This is a genomic window from Nonomuraea sp. NPDC004702 (genome assembly GCF_053601695.1).
This window is the reverse complement of sequence record NZ_JBSGCE010000012.1, coordinates 47,814-64,463: the sequence shown is the minus strand read 5'-3', so window position 1 is coordinate 64,463 and position 16,650 is coordinate 47,814. Positions and strand designations below refer to the sequence as shown.

17 protein-coding genes and 1 riboswitch are annotated in these 16,650 nt (G+C 73.5%); of the genes, 9 read left to right on the top strand and 8 right to left on the bottom strand.

From position 1 onward, the window contains the following. Positions 1 to 9 precede the first annotated feature (9 nt). Positions 10 to 222, top strand: a complete 213-nt coding sequence (locus ACWEJ6_RS17415) for an EF-hand domain-containing protein (RefSeq protein WP_357967865.1) — start codon at positions 10 to 12, stop codon at positions 220 to 222. 4 nt (positions 223 to 226) lie between these two features. Here the strand turns inward: ACWEJ6_RS17415 and ACWEJ6_RS17410 are convergent, their stop codons facing one another. Next, positions 227 to 1,378, bottom strand: coding sequence for a winged helix DNA-binding domain-containing protein (locus tag ACWEJ6_RS17410; protein WP_452424612.1), 1,152 nt, complete (start codon positions 1,376 to 1,378; stop codon positions 227 to 229). A gap of 311 nt (positions 1,379 to 1,689) precedes the next feature. On the opposite strand from ACWEJ6_RS17410, the gene ACWEJ6_RS17405 reads away from it, so the two are divergent. The 3 genes from ACWEJ6_RS17405 to alc are packed head-to-tail and all read left to right on the top strand — an operon-like array spanning position 1,690 to position 5,087. Next, the gene (locus tag ACWEJ6_RS17405) at positions 1,690 to 2,832 is read left to right on the top strand and encodes a glycerate kinase (RefSeq protein ID WP_452424610.1); all 1,143 of its coding nucleotides are present in this window, start codon (positions 1,690 to 1,692) and stop codon (positions 2,830 to 2,832) included. Next, entirely contained in the window at positions 2,829 to 4,139 is a 1,311-nt protein-coding gene (allB, locus tag ACWEJ6_RS17400) for an allantoinase AllB (RefSeq protein ID WP_387666267.1), read from the top strand. The genes ACWEJ6_RS17405 and allB overlap by 4 nt, the downstream gene beginning before the upstream one ends. Next, entirely contained in the window at positions 4,140 to 5,087 is a 948-nt protein-coding gene (gene alc, locus ACWEJ6_RS17395; RefSeq protein WP_452424608.1) for an allantoicase, read from the top strand. It begins immediately after the preceding gene. Positions 5,088 to 5,096: 9 nt separating this feature from the next. Here alc and pknB read toward each other — a convergent pair whose 3' ends face one another. From pknB to ACWEJ6_RS17375, 4 genes are all read right to left on the bottom strand, one after another. After that, the gene (gene pknB / locus ACWEJ6_RS17390) at positions 5,097 to 7,022 is read right to left on the bottom strand and encodes a Stk1 family PASTA domain-containing Ser/Thr kinase (RefSeq protein ID WP_452424606.1); all 1,926 of its coding nucleotides are present in this window, start codon (positions 7,020 to 7,022) and stop codon (positions 5,097 to 5,099) included. A gap of 256 nt (positions 7,023 to 7,278) precedes the next feature. Continuing rightward, on the bottom strand, positions 7,279 to 8,034 hold the full coding sequence (locus ACWEJ6_RS17385; RefSeq protein WP_358294047.1) for a thiazole synthase: 756 nt from the start codon (positions 8,032 to 8,034) through the stop codon (positions 7,279 to 7,281). Next, positions 8,027 to 8,227, bottom strand: a complete 201-nt coding sequence (thiS, locus tag ACWEJ6_RS17380; protein ID WP_352331034.1) for a sulfur carrier protein ThiS — start codon at positions 8,225 to 8,227, stop codon at positions 8,027 to 8,029. Before thiS ends, ACWEJ6_RS17385 begins: the two co-directional genes overlap by 8 nt. After that, the gene (locus tag ACWEJ6_RS17375) at positions 8,224 to 9,837 is read right to left on the bottom strand and encodes an FAD-dependent oxidoreductase (protein ID WP_452424604.1); all 1,614 of its coding nucleotides are present in this window, start codon (positions 9,835 to 9,837) and stop codon (positions 8,224 to 8,226) included. Before ACWEJ6_RS17375 ends, thiS begins: the two co-directional genes overlap by 4 nt. Next, positions 9,827 to 9,943, bottom strand: a riboswitch (TPP riboswitch). Its footprint overlaps the gene before it by 11 nt. A 52-nt stretch (positions 9,944 to 9,995) precedes the next feature. Here ACWEJ6_RS17375 and ACWEJ6_RS17370 point away from each other — a divergent pair. Genes ACWEJ6_RS17370 through thiE form a run of 3 tightly spaced genes read left to right on the top strand, consistent with a single transcriptional unit; the run spans position 9,996 to position 12,201 of the window. Beyond that, complete coding sequence (locus ACWEJ6_RS17370; protein ID WP_358294043.1) at positions 9,996 to 11,165, top strand: NAD(P)/FAD-dependent oxidoreductase; 1,170 nt, start codon at positions 9,996 to 9,998, stop codon at positions 11,163 to 11,165. Between the two features lie 30 nt (positions 11,166 to 11,195). Continuing rightward, complete coding sequence (locus ACWEJ6_RS17365) at positions 11,196 to 11,570, top strand: Rv2175c family DNA-binding protein (RefSeq protein WP_358294041.1); 375 nt, start codon at positions 11,196 to 11,198, stop codon at positions 11,568 to 11,570. Further along, positions 11,548 to 12,201, top strand: a complete 654-nt coding sequence (gene thiE, locus ACWEJ6_RS17360) for a thiamine phosphate synthase (RefSeq protein WP_358294039.1) — start codon at positions 11,548 to 11,550, stop codon at positions 12,199 to 12,201. The genes ACWEJ6_RS17365 and thiE overlap by 23 nt, the downstream gene beginning before the upstream one ends. Before the next feature lie 150 nt (positions 12,202 to 12,351). Here thiE and ACWEJ6_RS17355 read toward each other — a convergent pair whose 3' ends face one another. Then, complete coding sequence (locus ACWEJ6_RS17355) at positions 12,352 to 13,419, bottom strand: polyprenyl synthetase family protein (protein ID WP_397162192.1); 1,068 nt, start codon at positions 13,417 to 13,419, stop codon at positions 12,352 to 12,354. An 85-nt stretch (positions 13,420 to 13,504) separates the two neighbouring features. Between ACWEJ6_RS17355 and metF the strand changes: the two genes are divergently transcribed. Beyond that, the gene (metF, locus tag ACWEJ6_RS17350) at positions 13,505 to 14,425 is read left to right on the top strand and encodes a methylenetetrahydrofolate reductase [NAD(P)H] (RefSeq protein WP_357967900.1); all 921 of its coding nucleotides are present in this window, start codon (positions 13,505 to 13,507) and stop codon (positions 14,423 to 14,425) included. A 187-nt stretch (positions 14,426 to 14,612) separates the two neighbouring features. Here metF and ACWEJ6_RS17345 read toward each other — a convergent pair whose 3' ends face one another. After that, positions 14,613 to 15,176: a GNAT family N-acetyltransferase gene (locus tag ACWEJ6_RS17345; RefSeq protein WP_364331584.1), complete on the bottom strand. Its 564-nt coding sequence runs from the start codon at positions 15,174 to 15,176 to the stop codon at positions 14,613 to 14,615. Positions 15,177 to 15,186: 10 nt separating this feature from the next. Then, complete coding sequence (locus ACWEJ6_RS17340; protein ID WP_387666287.1) at positions 15,187 to 15,663, bottom strand: YbaK/EbsC family protein; 477 nt, start codon at positions 15,661 to 15,663, stop codon at positions 15,187 to 15,189. Positions 15,664 to 15,873: 210 nt separating this feature from the next. Between ACWEJ6_RS17340 and ACWEJ6_RS17335 the strand changes: the two genes are divergently transcribed. After that, a complete protein-coding gene (locus tag ACWEJ6_RS17335) occupies positions 15,874 to 16,602 on the top strand; it encodes a L,D-transpeptidase family protein (protein WP_452424600.1) in 729 nt (242 codons plus the stop codon). Positions 16,603 to 16,650 lie beyond the last annotated feature (48 nt).

Genomic DNA, 16,650 nt, shown 5'->3' with positions numbered 1-16,650 from the left:
GGCGGTCCCGTGTCGGCAGAACTCCCCGGTGAGCGGCTGGCGCAGCTCAAGAGCACCTTCGCCGAGATCGACACCGACGGCGACGGTTTCGTCAGCGAGGCCGAGCTGAAGCGGCACTTCCCCGACCTGCCCGCCGAGGCCCTCGGCGCGCTGAGCCAGGAGGCCGACTCCGACCAGGACGGTCGCTACTCGCTGGAGGAGTTCATCCGCGTCGTCTCCTGACGTCCTACTCCGCCAGCGCGCGCTCCAGGGGCGTGCGGAAGCGGGGCGTGATCCGCACGCCGCCGAGCCAGGAGGCCAGACCGGCGATCTCGGCCTCCACGGCGGCCACGGCGTCGGAGCCCAGGTCGGTGAGCGCCCGCCACACGATCTCGCCGCCGGGCCGCTGTCCCCAGCCGCCGACGACCCGCCCGTCCCACCACACGGTAGGGCCGACGTTGCCGCTGCGGTCGAACAGCTCGGCCCGGTGCTCCTTCGGCAGGTACCAGTCGCGGCCCTGCCAGCCCATCGGCGTCGGGTCCAGGGCGGGCAGCAGCGCCGCCCACGGCTCCGGCTCGGGCGTCTCGTCCAGATCGCCGGGCAGGACGTATCCCGCGCCCTCGTCCAGTTCGACCTCGACCGCGCCGACGGCGGCCAGCGCGGCGCGCACCTCACGCAGCGTCCAGCCGGTCCACCACTTGACGTCGGCCTCCGTGCCGGGGCCGAACGCGGCCAGCCAGCGGCGCACCAGCTCGGCCTGGGCCTGCGGGACCGTGGTCGCGTCCATGGGCGGGGCGACGGCCCACAGGTGCTGCGTGCTCGTCCACGAGCCGGACGGGCGGCCCTGGCGGACGAGCCGGCCCTCCATGCCCATCAGCGTGATCAGCCGCTGCCCGACGCTGTGCACGGCCTCGTACGGCTTGCCCACGGCCACCCGGAACTGCTCGCGCAGCCGCGGCTCCAGCACCCCCAGCCGGGCCGCCGTCGCCGTGCCCTCCGCCGCCAGGACGCGCAGCACCGACGACTCCACGTCGGCCAGCCACGCCTCGTCCCAGCCGCCGGCCGCGGCGAGCTCCTTGACCAGCGCCTTGCGCACCCTCGTGGCGACCGCGAGCGTGGAGGAGTGGTGCACGACGGGCACCAGCGCGGCCGGGACCACGAACACCGTGCGACGCATCCCGTGCATGCGCACCAGCGTGCGGTCCTCGTACAGGGCCCGCTCGACCGGCGCGGTCCCGGGCGCGGTCAGCCGGGCGCCCGCCGACAGGAACACCGTCGCCGGGTCGGTGGCGTGCAGCGCCACCACGGACGCCGTCGCCTCCTCCGGGGTCGCCGCCTTGGCCGCCAGGCTGTGGCGCACGCCCAGCCGGCGCCGCCTCTCCCGCTCAGATATGCGCATCAAACGCCTCCTTACGGGATGTGAGCCTAATTGGAGGATCACACACCTCAGAACCCGCCAGAACGGTTCAGGTTCGTGCTCGCGGCCCATGGGCGGCGGGCGCGGGCGCCTGCTTCACTGAGGGCACCTTCCTTGAGGGCACCCTTCGCTGAGGGCACCTTTCACTGAGGGCGCCTACCCTCGGCCGCCGCCGGCCGGGGGGCTGATGTGATGATGAGTCACGCCTTCCTGCCCGCTCGCACCGGGCAGGAAGGCGTGTCCGGCCATTGTTCAGCATCTTGTGGGAGTTCGTAGTGGTAAAGCAGGTTCTGGTGGCACCCGACAAGTTCAAGGGCTCCCTCACCGCCGCCGAGGTCGCGGCCCGGGTGTCGGCGGGGCTCGGGGTGCCCACGGTCGAGCTGCCGGTCGCCGACGGCGGCGACGGCACCGTCGAGGCGGCCGTGGCCTGCGGGTTCGACCGCGTCACCGTGGAGGTCGCCGGGCCCACCGGCGAACGCGTGAGCGCGGCGTACGCCTGGCGGGCGGCCGGCGGCACGCCGACGGCCGTGGTGGAGCTGGCCGAGGCGTCGGGGCTGCGGCGGCTGTCCGCCGGGCCGGCCCCCTTGACCGCCACCTCCTACGGCACCGGAGAGCTGATCGCCGACGCCCTGCGCAGGGGCGCCCGGCGGATCGTGCTCGGGCTCGGCGGCAGCGCGTCCACCGACGGGGGAGCGGGCATGGTCCAGGCGCTCGGCGCCCGCCTGCTGGACGGCGACGGCGCCGAGCTGCCCGACGGCGGCGCCGCGCTGCGCGGGCTGGCCCGCATCGACCTGTCCGGGTTCGCCGACGTCTCCGGGGTGGAGTTCGTGGTGGCGAGCGACGTGGACAACCCCCTGCTCGGCCCGCACGGGGCCGCCGCCGTCTACGGGCCGCAGAAGGGCGCCGGCCCCGAGGACGTCAAGGTGCTGGAGGCGGGCCTGTCCCGGCTGGCCGCCGTCGCGACGCAGACCCACGGCCTGGTCGGCGCCGTCGAGCACGACGACACCCCGCGCGCCATGGGCGTGGCCGGAGCCCCCGGGGCGGGCGCGGCGGGCGGCGTCGGGTTCGCGGCGCTGGCCTTCCTCCACGCCGAGCTGCGGCCCGGCATCGAGTACCTGCTCGACCTGCTCGGCTTCGGCGCGCTCGTCCAGGACGCGCGGCTGGTGATCACCGGCGAGGGCTCGCTCGACGAGCAGTCCCTGCGCGGCAAGGCGCCGATCGGCGTGGCCCAGGCCGCGGCCAGGGCGGGCGTGCCGGTGGTCGCGGTCTGCGGCCGGCGCACCCTCGGCGACACCGAGCTCAAGGACGCCGGCATCGAGGCCGCCTACGCCCTGACCGACCTGGAGCCCGACCCGGCCCGGTGCATGGCCGAGGCCGGCCCGCTCCTGGAACGCCTGGCCGCCCGGGTGGCCGCCGAGCATCTGGAGGGCAGATGACCGTTCACGACCTCGTCGTCCGCTCCCGCAGGGTGGTCACGCCTGAGGGGGAGCGGGCCGCGGCCGTGGCCGTACGGGGCGAACGCGTCCAGGCCCTGTACGACTACGCCGAGCCCCTCGACGCCGCCGAGGACATCGACCTGCGCGACCTGCCCCTGCTCCCCGGCCTGGTGGACACGCACGTGCACGTCAACGAGCCGGGCCGGACCCATTGGGAGGGCTTCGCCTCGGCCACCAGGGCGGCCGCCGCGGGCGGCGTGACCACGATCGTGGACATGCCGCTCAACTCCCTGCCGCCGACCGTCAGCGTGGAGGCCTTGGAGGCCAAGCTGCGGGCCGCCCGCGGGCAGTGCCACGTGGACGTGGCGTTCTGGGGCGGCGCGGTCCCCGGCAACCTCAAGGAGCTGCGGCCGCTGCACGAGCGCGGCGTCCGGGGCTTCAAATGCTTCATGTCGCCGTCGGGCGTCGAGGAGTTCCCGCCGCTCGCCACGGCCGAGCTGCGGGCGGTGCTGACCGAGGTCGCCGGGTTCGGCGGGCTCGTCGTGGTGCACGCCGAGGACCCCGAGCTGCTGGCCGAGCCGGGCGGGCCGACGTACCGGGAGTTCCTGGAGTCGCGGCCGGGAGCCGCCGAGCGCAGTGCGGTCGCGCGGGTCGTCGCGCTGGCCGCCGAGACCGGCGCGCGCGTGCACATCCTGCACGTCTCCAGCGCCGAATGTCTCGACGTGCTGGCGCGGGCCCAGGCCGACGGGGTGGCGGTCACGGCCGAGACCTGCCCCCACTACCTGACGCTGGAGGCCGAGCAGGTGCCCGAGGGGCGCACGGCGTACAAGTGCTGCCCGCCCATCCGCTCGCGAGCCAACCGCGAGCTGCTGTGGGACGGCCTGGCCAGCGGCGTGCTGAGCAGCGTCGTCTCCGACCACTCGCCCTCGCCCGCCGACCTGAAGGTGCCCGACTTCGCCGCCGCCTGGGGCGGCGTCGCCTCCCTCCAGCTCGGCCTGTCCGCGGTCTGGACGGAGGCCGCCCGGCGCGGCCACACCCTCGCCGACGTCGTCCGCTGGATGTCGGCCGCGCCCGCCGAGACGGCCCGGCTCCCCGGCAAGGGCGCGATCCGCCCCGGCGGCGACGCCGACCTGGTCGCCTTCGACCCCGACGCCGACAACCCGGTGGACGCCGCCCGCCTGCACCACCGCAACCCCGTCACCCCCTACCACGGCCGCGTGCTCAAGGGCGCGGTGCTGACCACCTGGCTGCGCGGCCGTCCCGTGGACGGCGAGCCGCACGGCCGCCTCATCCTCGGGGAGCAGTAGATGCCCGGCTTCACCGCCCTGCCCGACCTGGCCCTGCGCACCCTCGGCGGCGCGGTCGTGGCGGCCAGCGACGAGTCCTTCGCCGAGAAGGAGAGCCTGATCAGGCCGGGCCGCCCCGGCTTCCGCGCCGAGACGTTCGGCAACAAGGGGCAGGTCTACGACGGCTGGGAGACCCGCCGCCGCCGCACCCCCGGCCACGACTGGGCGCTGGTGCGGCTGGGCCTGCCGGGCGCGATCCGCGGCGTGGTGATCGACACGGCCTGGTTCAAGGGCAATTATCCGCCGTACGCCTCGGTCGAGGCCGCCGCCGTGCCCGGCCATCCCTCGCCCGCCGAGCTGGCCGCCGCCGACTGGACGGAGATCGTCCCGAGGACGGCGCTCAAGGGCGACGCCGAGCACCACGCCGAGGTCACCGGCGACGACACCCGCTACACCCACGTACGCCTGAACATCTACCCCGACGGCGGCATCGCCCGCCTGCGCGTGCACGGCGAGGTACGCCCCGACCTGTCCGTCTACGAGGGGCTGAGCCTCGACCTGGCCGCCCTCCAGAACGGCGGCCTGGTCACCGCCTGCTCCGACGAGTTCTACTCCGCGCCGAACAACGTCATCGCCCCCGGCCTGGCCCGCCACCAGGCGGAGGGCTGGGAGACCGCGCGCCGCCGCGGCCCGGGCAACGACTGGCTGCTCATCCGCCTGGCCGGGCCGGGGCTGGTGCGCCTGGCCGAGATCGACACCACGAACCTGATCTTCAACGCCCCCGGCCACGTCGCGCTCACCGGGCTGTCCGGCGGGCGCGAGGTCACGCTGCTGCCGAAGACCCGGTTGCAGCCCGACACGCCCCACCGCTTCCGGCTCGGCCACCCGGAACCGATCACCCACGTACGGGTCGACATCTACCCCGACGGCGGGCTGGCCAGGGTGCGCCTGCACGGGCACCTGGCCTGACCCGGCGCACTACTGCCAGAGGAAGACTGTCGCGCCGGGCGGCCGCTCACTGTTCGGTAACGGCCGCTGGTACTGCACGACGCCGCCGTTGGCCAGCCGCTGGACCCGTACGTGGAAGCCCAGCGACTCCAGCTCCGACTTGGCGTCCTTGACGTTCTTGCCGATGACCGCGGGCACCAGACGGAACTCCTGGTCGTCGCGGGCCTCGTTGTCGCCCTTGAACCAGTCCCAGAAGTCGGTCTGGCAGCGCGCCACCGTGATCATCGCGGGGGTGCCCTTGTCGACCTCGGACTTGGCCTTCGGCGCCTGGGCGATGACCGTGCACGGCTCGGCGTCGTCGTCGACCTCGTTGACCTGCACCGCGAAGCCCTGGCCGCCGAGGTAGGCGGCGGCCTCGTCCTTCGGCATGCCGGTCACGTCGGGCATCACCATGCCGGCGCTCACGAAGATGCCGACCTTCGCGCCCTCCTTGACCTTCTCGCCGGCCTCGGGAGAGCTGCGGATCACCTTGTTCCGCTCGACCTCGCCGTTGGGCAGGCGCTTGACGCTGCCCACGGTGAGCCCGGCCTCGGCGATCTTGACGCGGGCCTCGTCGCTGGTCAGGCCCCTGACGCTGGGGACGATCACCCGCTTGGGGCCGAGCGAGGGCACCAGCGTGATCGTGCTGCCGCTCTCCACCTCGGTCTTGCCCTCGGGGTCGGTACGCAGCACCAGCCCCTCGGCGGTGTCCTCGTTGTACTCGCCGGCGACCTTCTTGACCTTGAAGCCCTTGCTCGTGGCGGCGCGCTCGGCGACCACCACGCTCTGGCCGACGAGGTCGGGCACCTGCACGTATTGGGTCTGGGAGAAGTACCAGCCGGTCACCGCCACCGCGACGACCATGACCGCGGCGAGCAGGACCAGGAACCAGTTGGGCCTGAACGAACGCCTGGACGGCGGCGGCGACACCGGCGGCGTCACCTCGGCGCGCGGCTGGATCAGCGTGTGCGCCGGCGCGGCCAGCGGCATCGACGGGGCGCCCGCGCCGCTCGGCCGCGGCGGCATCGACTGGTTGAACACGGCCGTCATGGCCGGCGGGGTGCTCAGCCTGGGCAGCATCCGGTGGGCGTCGACCGCCTCGACCAGCATCGCCGTGGCGTCGGCCGGGCGGTCGTGGGGCTCGCGGGCCGTGGCGTGCCCGACCAGCGTGTCGATCAGCGGCGGCACCTCGGGCACCAGCGACGACGGCGGCGGCACCGTGTCGTGCACGTGCCGGTAGGCCACCGACATCGGCGTCTCGCCGTCGTAGGGCTGCTGCCCGGTCACCAGCTCGAACAGCATGATGCCGGCGGCGTAGACGTCGCTGCGCACGTCGGCGCCGCCGGTGGTGACCTGCTCGGGCGACATGTAGCCGATCGTGCCGATCATCACGCCGGTACGGGTCTGGTTGGTCGCCTCGATCGCCCTGGCCAGCCCGAAGTCGACGACCTTGACCCGGCCGTCGTCGGTCATCAGCACGTTCTCGGGCTTCACGTCGCGGTGGACCATCCCGGCCTGGTGGGCCGCGCCCAGGGCGGCCAGCACCGGGATCATGATCTCCAGCGCCTCGCGGGCGGGCAGCCTGCCGCGCTCGCGCAGGATGTCGCGCAGCGTGCGGCCCGGCACGTACTCCATCGACAGGTAGACGACGTCGGTGTCGGTGCCCTGGTCGAAGACGTGCACCACGTTGGGGTGGGACAGGCTGGCCACCGACTTGGCCTCGCCGATGAACCTGCGGACGAAGGCCGGGTCCTCGGCGAGCGAGCGGTGCATGACCTTCAACGCGACAGTGCGATCCAGCCGGACGTCGAGCGCCAGGTAGACGGTCGCCATACCGCCCCGGGCGATCCGGCTCTCGATGCGGTAACGCCCATCGAGGAGCCGCCCGACCAGGGGGTCCGCAGTCGTCTTATCCACCACCCCCCTGAGTTTACGGGCGTTTTGCCACCGGCAGGGCCCACGCGCCCGAAACCGATGCGGAGACGTTCCCGCGAGAGCGGCCCCGACCGGCGGAAGGGCCGGCGCGAGCCGGTCCCTCCGGCGGTCTCGGAGGGGGATCTCCAGGGGATCACCAGGTCGTCTCCGGGGCCGTCTCCCGCGGGCGTCTCCGGGCCGTCTCCCGGGGTGTCTCCGGGCCGTCTCCCGGGGCTCCCGGGGCGTCTCTGGGGCGCCTTTAGGGGGTCGTCGGTGAGGACGCCTCGGCGTAGCGCCGGCGCGGGATCCGGCCCGCCTGCCGCGCCTGGCGTCCGGCCGTCACGGCCGCCCTCATCGCCGAGGCCATGAGCTCGGGCCGCTGCGCCCGGGTGACCGCCGTGGCCAGCAGCACCGCGTCGCAGCCCAGCTCCATGGCCAGGGCGGCGTCGCTGGCCGTGCCGATGCCGGCGTCGAGGATCACCGGCACCCCGGCGGACTCCACGATGAGCTCGATGTTGTGCGGGTTCCTGATCCCGAGCCCCGAGCCGATCGGCGCGCCCAAGGGCATCACCGCCGCGCAGCCGGCCTGCTCCAGCCGCCGCGCCAGCGCCGGGTCGTCGCCGATGTACGGCAGCACCACGAACCCGTCGGCCACCAGCCGCTCGGCCGCGTCGAACGTCTCGATCGGGTCGGGCAGCAGCGTGCGCTCGTCGGCGATGACCTCAAGCTTGACCCAGTTCGTCCCCAGGGCCTCGCGGGCCAGCCGGGCCGTCAGCACGGCCTCGCCCGCGGTGAAGCAGCCCGCGGTGTTCGGCAGCACCTTGATGTCGCGGCGGCGCAGCACGTCGAGGACCGAGCCGCGGGCGCCGGGGTCGAGCCGCCGCATGGCCACCGTGGTCAGCTCGGTGCCCGAGGCGACCAGGGCCTGGTCGAGCACCTCCAGGGAGGGCGCGCCGCCGGTGCCCATGATGAGCCGGGAGGCGAACTTCTCCCCGGCGATGATCAGCTCATCCACCCTGCACCGCCGTCAGCACCTCGACGCGGTCGCGGTCGCCGAGCGCCGTCGTCTCCCACGAGCTCCGCGTCACCACCTCGTCGTTCACGGCCACGGCCACGCCGGTGGTGGCGGTGGTCAGCGTCCGTACGGCCTGGGCCACGGTGGTGCCGTCGGCCACCTCGTGCGCGGCGCCGTTGATCGTCACAATCATGAAATATCCCGAAATCTCGCGGGCGAGCACAGCGCGGCCAGCTCGCCCTCCTCACCCGTCAGAATCCCCGCGCCCGTCGAAACCCCCGCCACCCGAGCCGCTGCCTGAGCCGCCGCTTGGGCCGCCGGCTGCGTGCCTGTCTGCACCGCCGCCGGGGCCCCGGCCTGTGTGCCTGTCTGGGCCGTTGCCGGGGCCGCCGCCGGGGACGCCGTCGTCGTGGACGGTGTCAGCACCGCCGACGCGACCAGGGCCGCCGTCAGGGGAGCCAGCAGCACCCCGCCCCGATGGTGGCCGGTCGCCAGCACCAGCCCCGGGACCTCGCCCGCCCCGATGATCGGCAGGTTGTCGGGGGTGCCCGGACGCAGCCCGGCGACCACGTCGGCGACCTCCAGCTCGGTGACGCCCGGCACCAGCTCCCTGGCGTCGCGCAGCAGCTCGTAGAGCCCGCCCGCGGTCACCCGCGTGTCGAACCCCAGCTCCTCCTGGGTCGCCCCGAGCACCAGCTCGCCGTCGCCCCTGGGGACGAGGTAGACGGGCGCGCCGTGCACCATCCCGCGTACGCACCGGCCGAGCAGCGGCTGCGGCGAGCGCAACCGCATGATCTGCCCCTTGACCGGCCGGACGGGCACGTCGGCCAGCTCCCCGCTCCACGCCCCGGCGGCCAGCACCACCCGCTCGGCCGCGATCTCCAGCACCGCCGGCTCAGGCTGACCGGGCACGGCCTCAAGCCGCACCCCCCTCACAGCACCTGCCACAGCACCTGTCACGGCTCCCGCCACAGGTCCTGCCGCACCGCCTGCCCCAGCACCGATCCCAGCGCCGGTCACAGAGCTGATCCCAGCACCGGTCAGAGCGCCGGTGCCAGAGCTGGTCCCAGCGCCGGTCGCGGCGCCTGGAGCGGCGTCGCCGTCGCGCAGCAGGCCGGTCACCCGCGCCCGCACGACGGGCACGCCCAGCCGGTCGAGCGCGGCCAGCAGCGCCGCCGTGACCCGGCGCGGATCGACCCAGGCGTCACCGGGGGCCAGCAGCCCGCCGCGCACCGAAGGGGCCAGCATGGGCTCCAGACGCCGGCACTCGCGCCCGGTCAGCCGCTCGACCCGCAGCCCCAGCTTGTCCATGAACGCCGCCAGGTCGTCGAGCGCCGCGAGGTCGTCGGCCCCGAAGGCGACGTCGAGCGTGCCGTCGGCGCGCAGGTCGAGCGCACGGCCAGCGGCCCCCTCCGGCCCGATCACCCCGAACGCGCCCCCGAACGCCTCCCCGGCCCTCGCCCCGGCCCCGCCACCGGAACCGCCGCTCGGGCCCGCGCCGAGACCTGGCCCGAGGCCCGCGTCGAAGCCTGCATCGAAACCCGCATCGAGGCCCACGCCGAGGTCCGCGTCGGCGGCCAGTTCGGCGGCGAAGGACGGCCATCGGCTCAGCGAGGCGGCCCCCAGCCGCAGCAAAGGCTCCTCGGTGTAGGCGACCTCGCTGACGGGCGCCAGCATCCCGGCCGCCGCGTAGGACGCCCCGCGCCCCGGAGCCGGATCGACCACCGTGACGGGCAGCCCCTCGCGGGCCAGCCGCCAGGCGATCGACAACCCGACGACCCCGCCGCCCACGATCACATTCATCCGCGCTCCCTTCGCCGGCATGATCCGGATCAGGTGTCTTGCGGTCGAAGGCCCGCTCAAGCCTTCCTCTCAGCCCGGTGACGGCCGGACTCCCGCGCGTCTTGCGCCTCCAGCCTACGGCCTCGGCGCGACGTGCCGGCACCGCCCCCGTTATGGTCATGAACGTGAACCATGTCGTAGTGGTGGGAGCGGGCCTGGCCGGGCTGCGCAGCGCGGAGGCGCTGCGCGGGCGCGGCTTCACCGGACGGATCACGCTGATCGGCCAGGAGCGCCATCGGCCCTACGACCGTCCGCCGTTGTCCAAGGCCGTGCTGTCCGGCGCGGCCGACTCCAGCTTCCTGGAGGCCGACCTCGACGCGCTGGAGGTCGACTTCTGGCCAGGCGTCACCGCCAAGGCCCTGCGCGAGGGCGTCGTGGAGACGACCGAGGGCGAGCTCGGCTACGACGGCCTCGTGATCGCCACCGGCACCGAGCCGATCACCGTGCCCGGCGACGGCCCCCAGCACGTCCTGCGCACCCTCGACGACGCCCACGAGCTGCGCGCCGGGCTCGTGGCCGGAGCCCATGTGGCGATCATCGGCGCCGGCTGGATCGGCGCCGAGGTCGCCACCGCCGCCCGCAAGGCCGGTTGCTCGGTGACCGTGATCGAGGCCGGCCCCGCCCCGCTGGCCAACGCCGTGGGCCCGGAGATCGGCGCCCGCACGCGACACTGGTACGACGGCATCGACCTGCGCCTGAACACCATGGTCGACGAGGTGGACGAGGGCGGCGTGCGGCTGGTGGGGGGCGAGTTCGTCCAGGCGCACGTGGTCGTCACGGGCATCGGCGTGCGCCCGGCCGTCGAGTGGCTGGCCGGCTCCGACATCGACCTGCACAACGGCGTCGTCACCGACGAGCACCTGCGCACGTCCATGCCGAACGTGGTCGCCGCCGGCGACTGCGCGGCCTGGTGGTCGCGCCGCTACGGCGTCCGGCTGCGCGTCGAGCACTGGGACACCGCGCTCGGCTCGCCCGAGGTCGCCGCCGCGACCCTGCTGGGGGAGGAGGCCGTCTACGACCCGGCCCCCTACTTCTGGTCCGAGCAGTTCGGCCACATGGTCCAGTACATCGGCCACCACCCCTCCGGCGACCGCCTGCTCTACCGGGGCGAGCCCGAGGGCAAGTGGTCGGCCGTGTGGCTGACGTCCGGCGACACCCTCGCCGCCGTGCTCGCCGTCGACCGGCCCCGGGACTACGTGCAGGGCCGTAGGATCATCGAAGGCGGGCATCGCCTCGACACAGAACGCCTGGTAGATCCAGAGGTCCCCCTACGGGATTGTGTTGTTTGAGCAAGGACGGCATGTGGTAGTTGTGGTTTCGTGACGCTTTCTGTTGCACAGATCGACCGGGAGACCGACCAGCTCGTCGACGAGTGGCTCACTCTCCCCGAAGTGGCCTCACGCCTCGACCTCTCGATCGGGCGGGCCAAGCAACTCCTCAAGGACCACAAGCTGCTCGGCGTGCGCCGTGGCGGCGGCGGGCCACAGGTTCCCGCGGTGTTCCTCGACGGGAAGGACGTGATGAAGGGCCTGCCCGGCACACTGACCGTGTTGCAGGACGCCGGCTACGACGACATCGAGTCGCTGCGCTGGCTCTTCACCCCAGACGAGTCCCTGCCGGGGTCGCCCATCGAGGCGATCAAGGCCGGCCGTCACACGGAGGTCAAGCGGCGTGCCCAGGCCCTCGCTTTCTGAGGCCCGCCTCTATCTCTGCACCGACGGCCGCCGCGACCGCGGCGACCTGGCAGAGTTCCTCGACTCGGTGCTGGCCGGCGGCGTGGACATCATCCAGCTGCGGGAGAAGGGCCTGGAGGCACGCGAAGAACTCGCGCTCCTGGAAGTCTTCCGTGACGCCTGCGACCGGCACGGCAAGCTGCTGGCCGTCAACGACCGGGCGGACATCGCCTTCGCCGCCCGGCCCGACGTGCTCCACCTGGGGCAGGACGACCTTCCCGTGACGGTCGCGCGAGAGATGCTCGGCGACGACATCGTCATCGGCCGGTCCACCCACTCCGTCGCCGAGGCGTCCGCCGCGGCCGTGGAGGAGGGCGTCGACTACTTCTGCTGCGGCCCGATCTGGCCCACGCCGACCAAGCCGGGCCGGCACGCGCCCGGCCCGGCGCTGCTGCGGCACGCGGCCTCACTGGGACCGGCCCCGGGGGCGGCCGCGCCGCGGCCGTGGTTCGGGATCGGCGGCATCGACCTCACCAACCTCGACGAGGTCATGTCGTACGGCGTGAGCCGCGTGGTGGTCGTACGCGCGATCACCGACGCGGAGGACCCGGGGGCGGCGGCGGCCGAGTTCGCCAAACGCCTGACCCCCTGACCCCTTGCCCCTTTGACCCTGACACTGACCCTCTGACACTGCCCCCTGACACGACCGGGCGCCCGTCCACGACGGGCGCCCGCACTCCGCGGCGAGGCCGCCTGCCGAAGCGGGCCGCTCAGGCCGGCCGCCGGTACCGGGGGCCCGGGGTCAGGTCCTGCGGGACGTCGCGGCGATGGCCAGCTCGGTCAGCGCCGTGCGCGACCCGGCGGTGACCGGCGCCTCGTCGAGCGCGGCCAGCGCGTCCGCGAGATAGCCGGCGATCAGGTCCTCGCACTCCCGCAGCGCGCCGCTGTCCGTGATGATCTCGCGCAGCGCGCTCACCCCGTCCTCGTCGAGCGCGGGGTCGCCGAGCAGCCTGCGCACCGTCGCGGCCGCCTCCGGGGCCGCCCCGGCCAGCGTGCGGGCCACCAGCATCGTGCGCTTGCCCTCGCGCAGGTCGTCGCCGGCCGGCTTGCCGGTCTGGGCCGGGTCGCCGAAGACGCCGAGGATGTCGTCCCTGAGCTGGAAGGCGATGCCGACGCGGCGGCCGTAGCCGGTGCACAGCTCGTCCATCCACGGCTCCAGCGCGCCGGCCGCGAGCACCAGGCCGAGCCTGAGCGGCTGCTCCACCGAGTACTTGCCGCTCTTGAACAGCGCCACCCGCAGCGCCGACTCGAAGGTGTTCTCGCCGTGGGCCTGCTCCAGCAGGTCGAGGTACTGGCCGCACATCAGCTCGGTGCGCATGTGGTCGTGGACGGGCTGGGCGGCGGCCAGCGACGCCGGCGGCAGGCCGCTGGTGCGCCACATCTCGCCCGACCACACCAGCAGCAGGTTGCCCAGCAGGATGGCGGCCCCCTCGCCGAACTGCTCGGCCGAGCCGTGCCAGCCCTCCTTCTCGTGCAGGGACTGGAAACGGCGGTGGGCGGCCGGCATGCCCCTGCGCAGGTCGCTCTTGTCCATCACGTCGTCGTGCACGAGCGCGCTGGCCTGCAACAGCTCCAGCGACGCGGCGGCGGTGAAGATCTCGGGCACGTCGGTGCCGCCCGCGCCGCGCCAGCCCCAGTAGCAGAACGCGGGACGCAGGCGCTTGCCGCCGGCCAGCAGGTCGCCCGCGGCGGCGCGCAGCGGTTCGAGCTCGGCGTCGCCCGAGGCGGGCAGCTGCCGTTCGACGAACTCCCCGAGGGCGCGCTCCACCTGGGTGCGCAGGGCGTCCATGCTCGCGGCGTCAGTGGTCATGCCTTGAGACTAGTGGGCGCGGACTCGGGGTCGGGTCCCCGGTCTAGGGGCGGCCGACCGGGACACCGGCCTGTACGCTTGGGACATGGCGCTTGGTCGACCCTCCATCCTGCCCGATCGTGTCCCCACCGTCCGCGAGCTGCTCGCCACCGGTGGCCGGTCGTTCTCCTTCGAGTTCTTCCCGCCGAAGACCGACGAGGGCGAGCGGCAGCTGTGGAAGGCGATCAGGGAGCTGGAGTCCCTGCGCCCCACGTTCGTGTCGGTGACCTACGGGGCCGGCGGCTCGACCCGCGACCGCACGGTCGACATCGTCGAGCGCCTGGCCCACGACACCACGCTCACCCCTGTGGCGCACTTCACGGCGGTCAACCACTCGCTGCGCGAGCTGCGCCACCTGGTCGGCCGCTTCGCCGACGCGGGGGTGCGCAACATCCTGGCCGTGCGCGGCGACCCGCCCGGCGACCCGACCGCCGAGTGGGTGCGGCATCCCGAGGGCGTGCTCTACGCCGAGGAGCTGGTGCGGCTCATCCGGCAGGCGGGCGAGTTCTGCGTGGGGGTGGCGGCGTTCCCGTACAAGCATCCGCGCTCGCCGTCGATCGAGTCCGACACCGAGTACTTCGTGCGCAAGTGCCGCGCGGGGGCCGACTACGCGATCACCCAGATGTTCTTCCAGGCCGACGACTACCTGCGGCTGCGCGACCGGGTGGCGGCCCAGGGCTGTGACACGCCGATCATCCCGTGCATCATGCCGGTCACGCAGATGAGCACCATCGCGCGGTCGGAGCAGCTGTCGGGGGCGCCGTTCCCGGCCGAGGTGGCGGCCCGCTTCGAGGCGGTCGCCGACGATCCGGCCGCGGTGCGGGCGCTCGGCATCGAGCACGGCGCGGAGCTGTGCCAGCGGCTGCTCGACGAGGGCGCGCCCGGCATCCACTTCATCACATTCAACCGGTCCAGCGCCTCGCGCGAGGTGTTCCAGCGCCTGACGCCGGTCGCCGCCACCGCCTGACCCGCCGTCCCGACCCCACCCGGAGCGGATGCCCGTCACCCGCCCGCAGGGGGACCGGGCGGGTGACGGGCAGGGGGTGGTATCCAGTCGGTAACGTGTCCGTCACTTTCTGTCATGAAGATGCCCTTGGGCATGACCTGGCAAACCCTGCGAGTACGGGCTTTACCTGCGGTGATGTGCGACGTCCTCAGTCGAGGGGGAGTGGGCGGCCGACGATCGCGTACTCCTCGTGGCCGCCGGGGAAGACGAAGCGGGTCAGCAGGTCGGCGAAGCCCATGCTGGCGTAGAGGTGGCGGGCGGCCGTGGGGCGGTCGTGCGTGGACAACACGGCCGAGCGCTCGGCGCGGCCGGCGCACAGAGTCCGGATCATGGCCCGGCCGATGCCCTTGCCCTGATGGTCGGGGTGCACGTGGATCTCGGCCAGCTCGAACGCGTGGCCCATCCAGGCGTGCGCCGCCTCCTCGCCCGCCTCGTCGGCCAGCGCCCTGCTCACCACGTCGTGCCACCACTGGCCGGTCGCGCCGCGGAAGCCGTACGCGAAGCCGACGATCCGGGGGCGCGCCACACCGGTCGGGTCACGCAACTCTGCGAAATAGCACTGGAAATGGGGATATGTGCCGTGGTTACGCATGATGGTCTTGCGGCCGGCGATCTGCTCGGGGGGCGGGTTCATCGCCGCCGTGTAGATGTCGATCACCGTGTCCAGGCGTTCGGTGAACTCGGCCGGGCCCGCCCCGCGAAACTCGATCACTCGTCGCACATTACTCGACGTCGACCGGAGTGCCTCCGGTGATCGCCACCAACTCCTCGAACGTCGTCGGGAACACCGTCAGCGGGTGGCCGCCGGCCGCCCACACCACCTCGTGCTTGCTCAGCCAGTTGTCCACCAGGGTGCGGACGGGGGCCGGATGGCCGACCGGGGCCACCCCGCCGATCGGCTGACCGGTCGCCGCCCTGACGAACTCCGGCGTGGCCCGCCGCACCTCGGCGACGCCGGCCGTACGGGCGATGAGCTCGACGTCCACCCGGTGGGCGCCGCTGGTCAGGACCAGCAGGGGCGCGCCGTCGGCGTCGAAGATCAGGCTGTTGGCGATCGCCCCCACCTCGCAGCCGAGCTGGGCGGCCGCGGTCGCCGCGGTCGGGGCCTTCTCGGGCAGGACGACGATCTCTCCGGTGGCGCCCGCCGCGCGCAGGGCGGCCTCCACGACGACGGCGTTCGCCGGCAACTTCTCGGACATGAGGACACTCTAAACAGGTTGACCGGCTTCTTACCTGTTCATGGTGGGTGGTGTAGGGTCCATCGATCCGGATAGTTCGTGATATGAGAGGTGGTACCGGTGGGGGCTCGACGGCTGCCCGGAGTGGCTGCTCTGCTGACGGCTGGGGCCGTCGTACTCACGGGCTGCGGCGCGCAGGCGGACTTGTCAGCTGCGACGACCGTCACCGGCGTGTCCGGCACGCCAGGCGCGGCGGGGGCCAAGGCAGGCCCGGCGAAGGCGCCCGTCACCGCGACCGTCACCGCGCCCGTCACGGCGCCGCGCAAGACGCTGAAGCTGGGCGCGAAGGGCACGTCCGTCACCTGGCTGCAGCGGCGCCTGGCGGCTCTGGGCTACCTGCCCGGCAAGGCCGACGGCCGTTACGGCGGCACCACCCTCGCCGCCGTCTGGGCCTTCCAGAAGGTCAACGGCATCACGCCGACCAGCACGATCGCCCGCAGGACGTGGGAGGCGCTGGAGCAGCCGAAGACCCCGAAGGTGCTGGTGGGCAACGGGAAGCCGACCCGCGCCGAGGTCAACCTGACCAAGCAGATCATGGTCCTGTACGTCGACGGCCAGGTGCGGCTCATCACCCACGTCTCCTCCGGCAGCGGCGTCCCGTACTGCGAGACGACCACCTGGCAGGGCAAGGAGCAGCGCTTCTGCGGCTCGGCCCGCACGCCGACCGGCGACTTCCGCACGACGTGGCGGGCGAGCGGCTGGCACAAGTCCTACCTGGGGCAGCTCTACAACCCGATCTTCTTCAATGGCGGCATCGCCTTCCACGGCGCGCTGTCGGTGCCGCTCTCCCCGGCCTCGCACGGCTGCGTGCGCATGCCGATGAACGTCGCCGAGGTGCTGCCCGGCCTGCTCGGCAAGGGCGTGCCGGTGCATGTGAGAGGCGCGTTCAGGCGCGCGTAACGTCCGCATAACCGGATCCGGTGACGGCCGGGTTATCCGCCTCTTGCT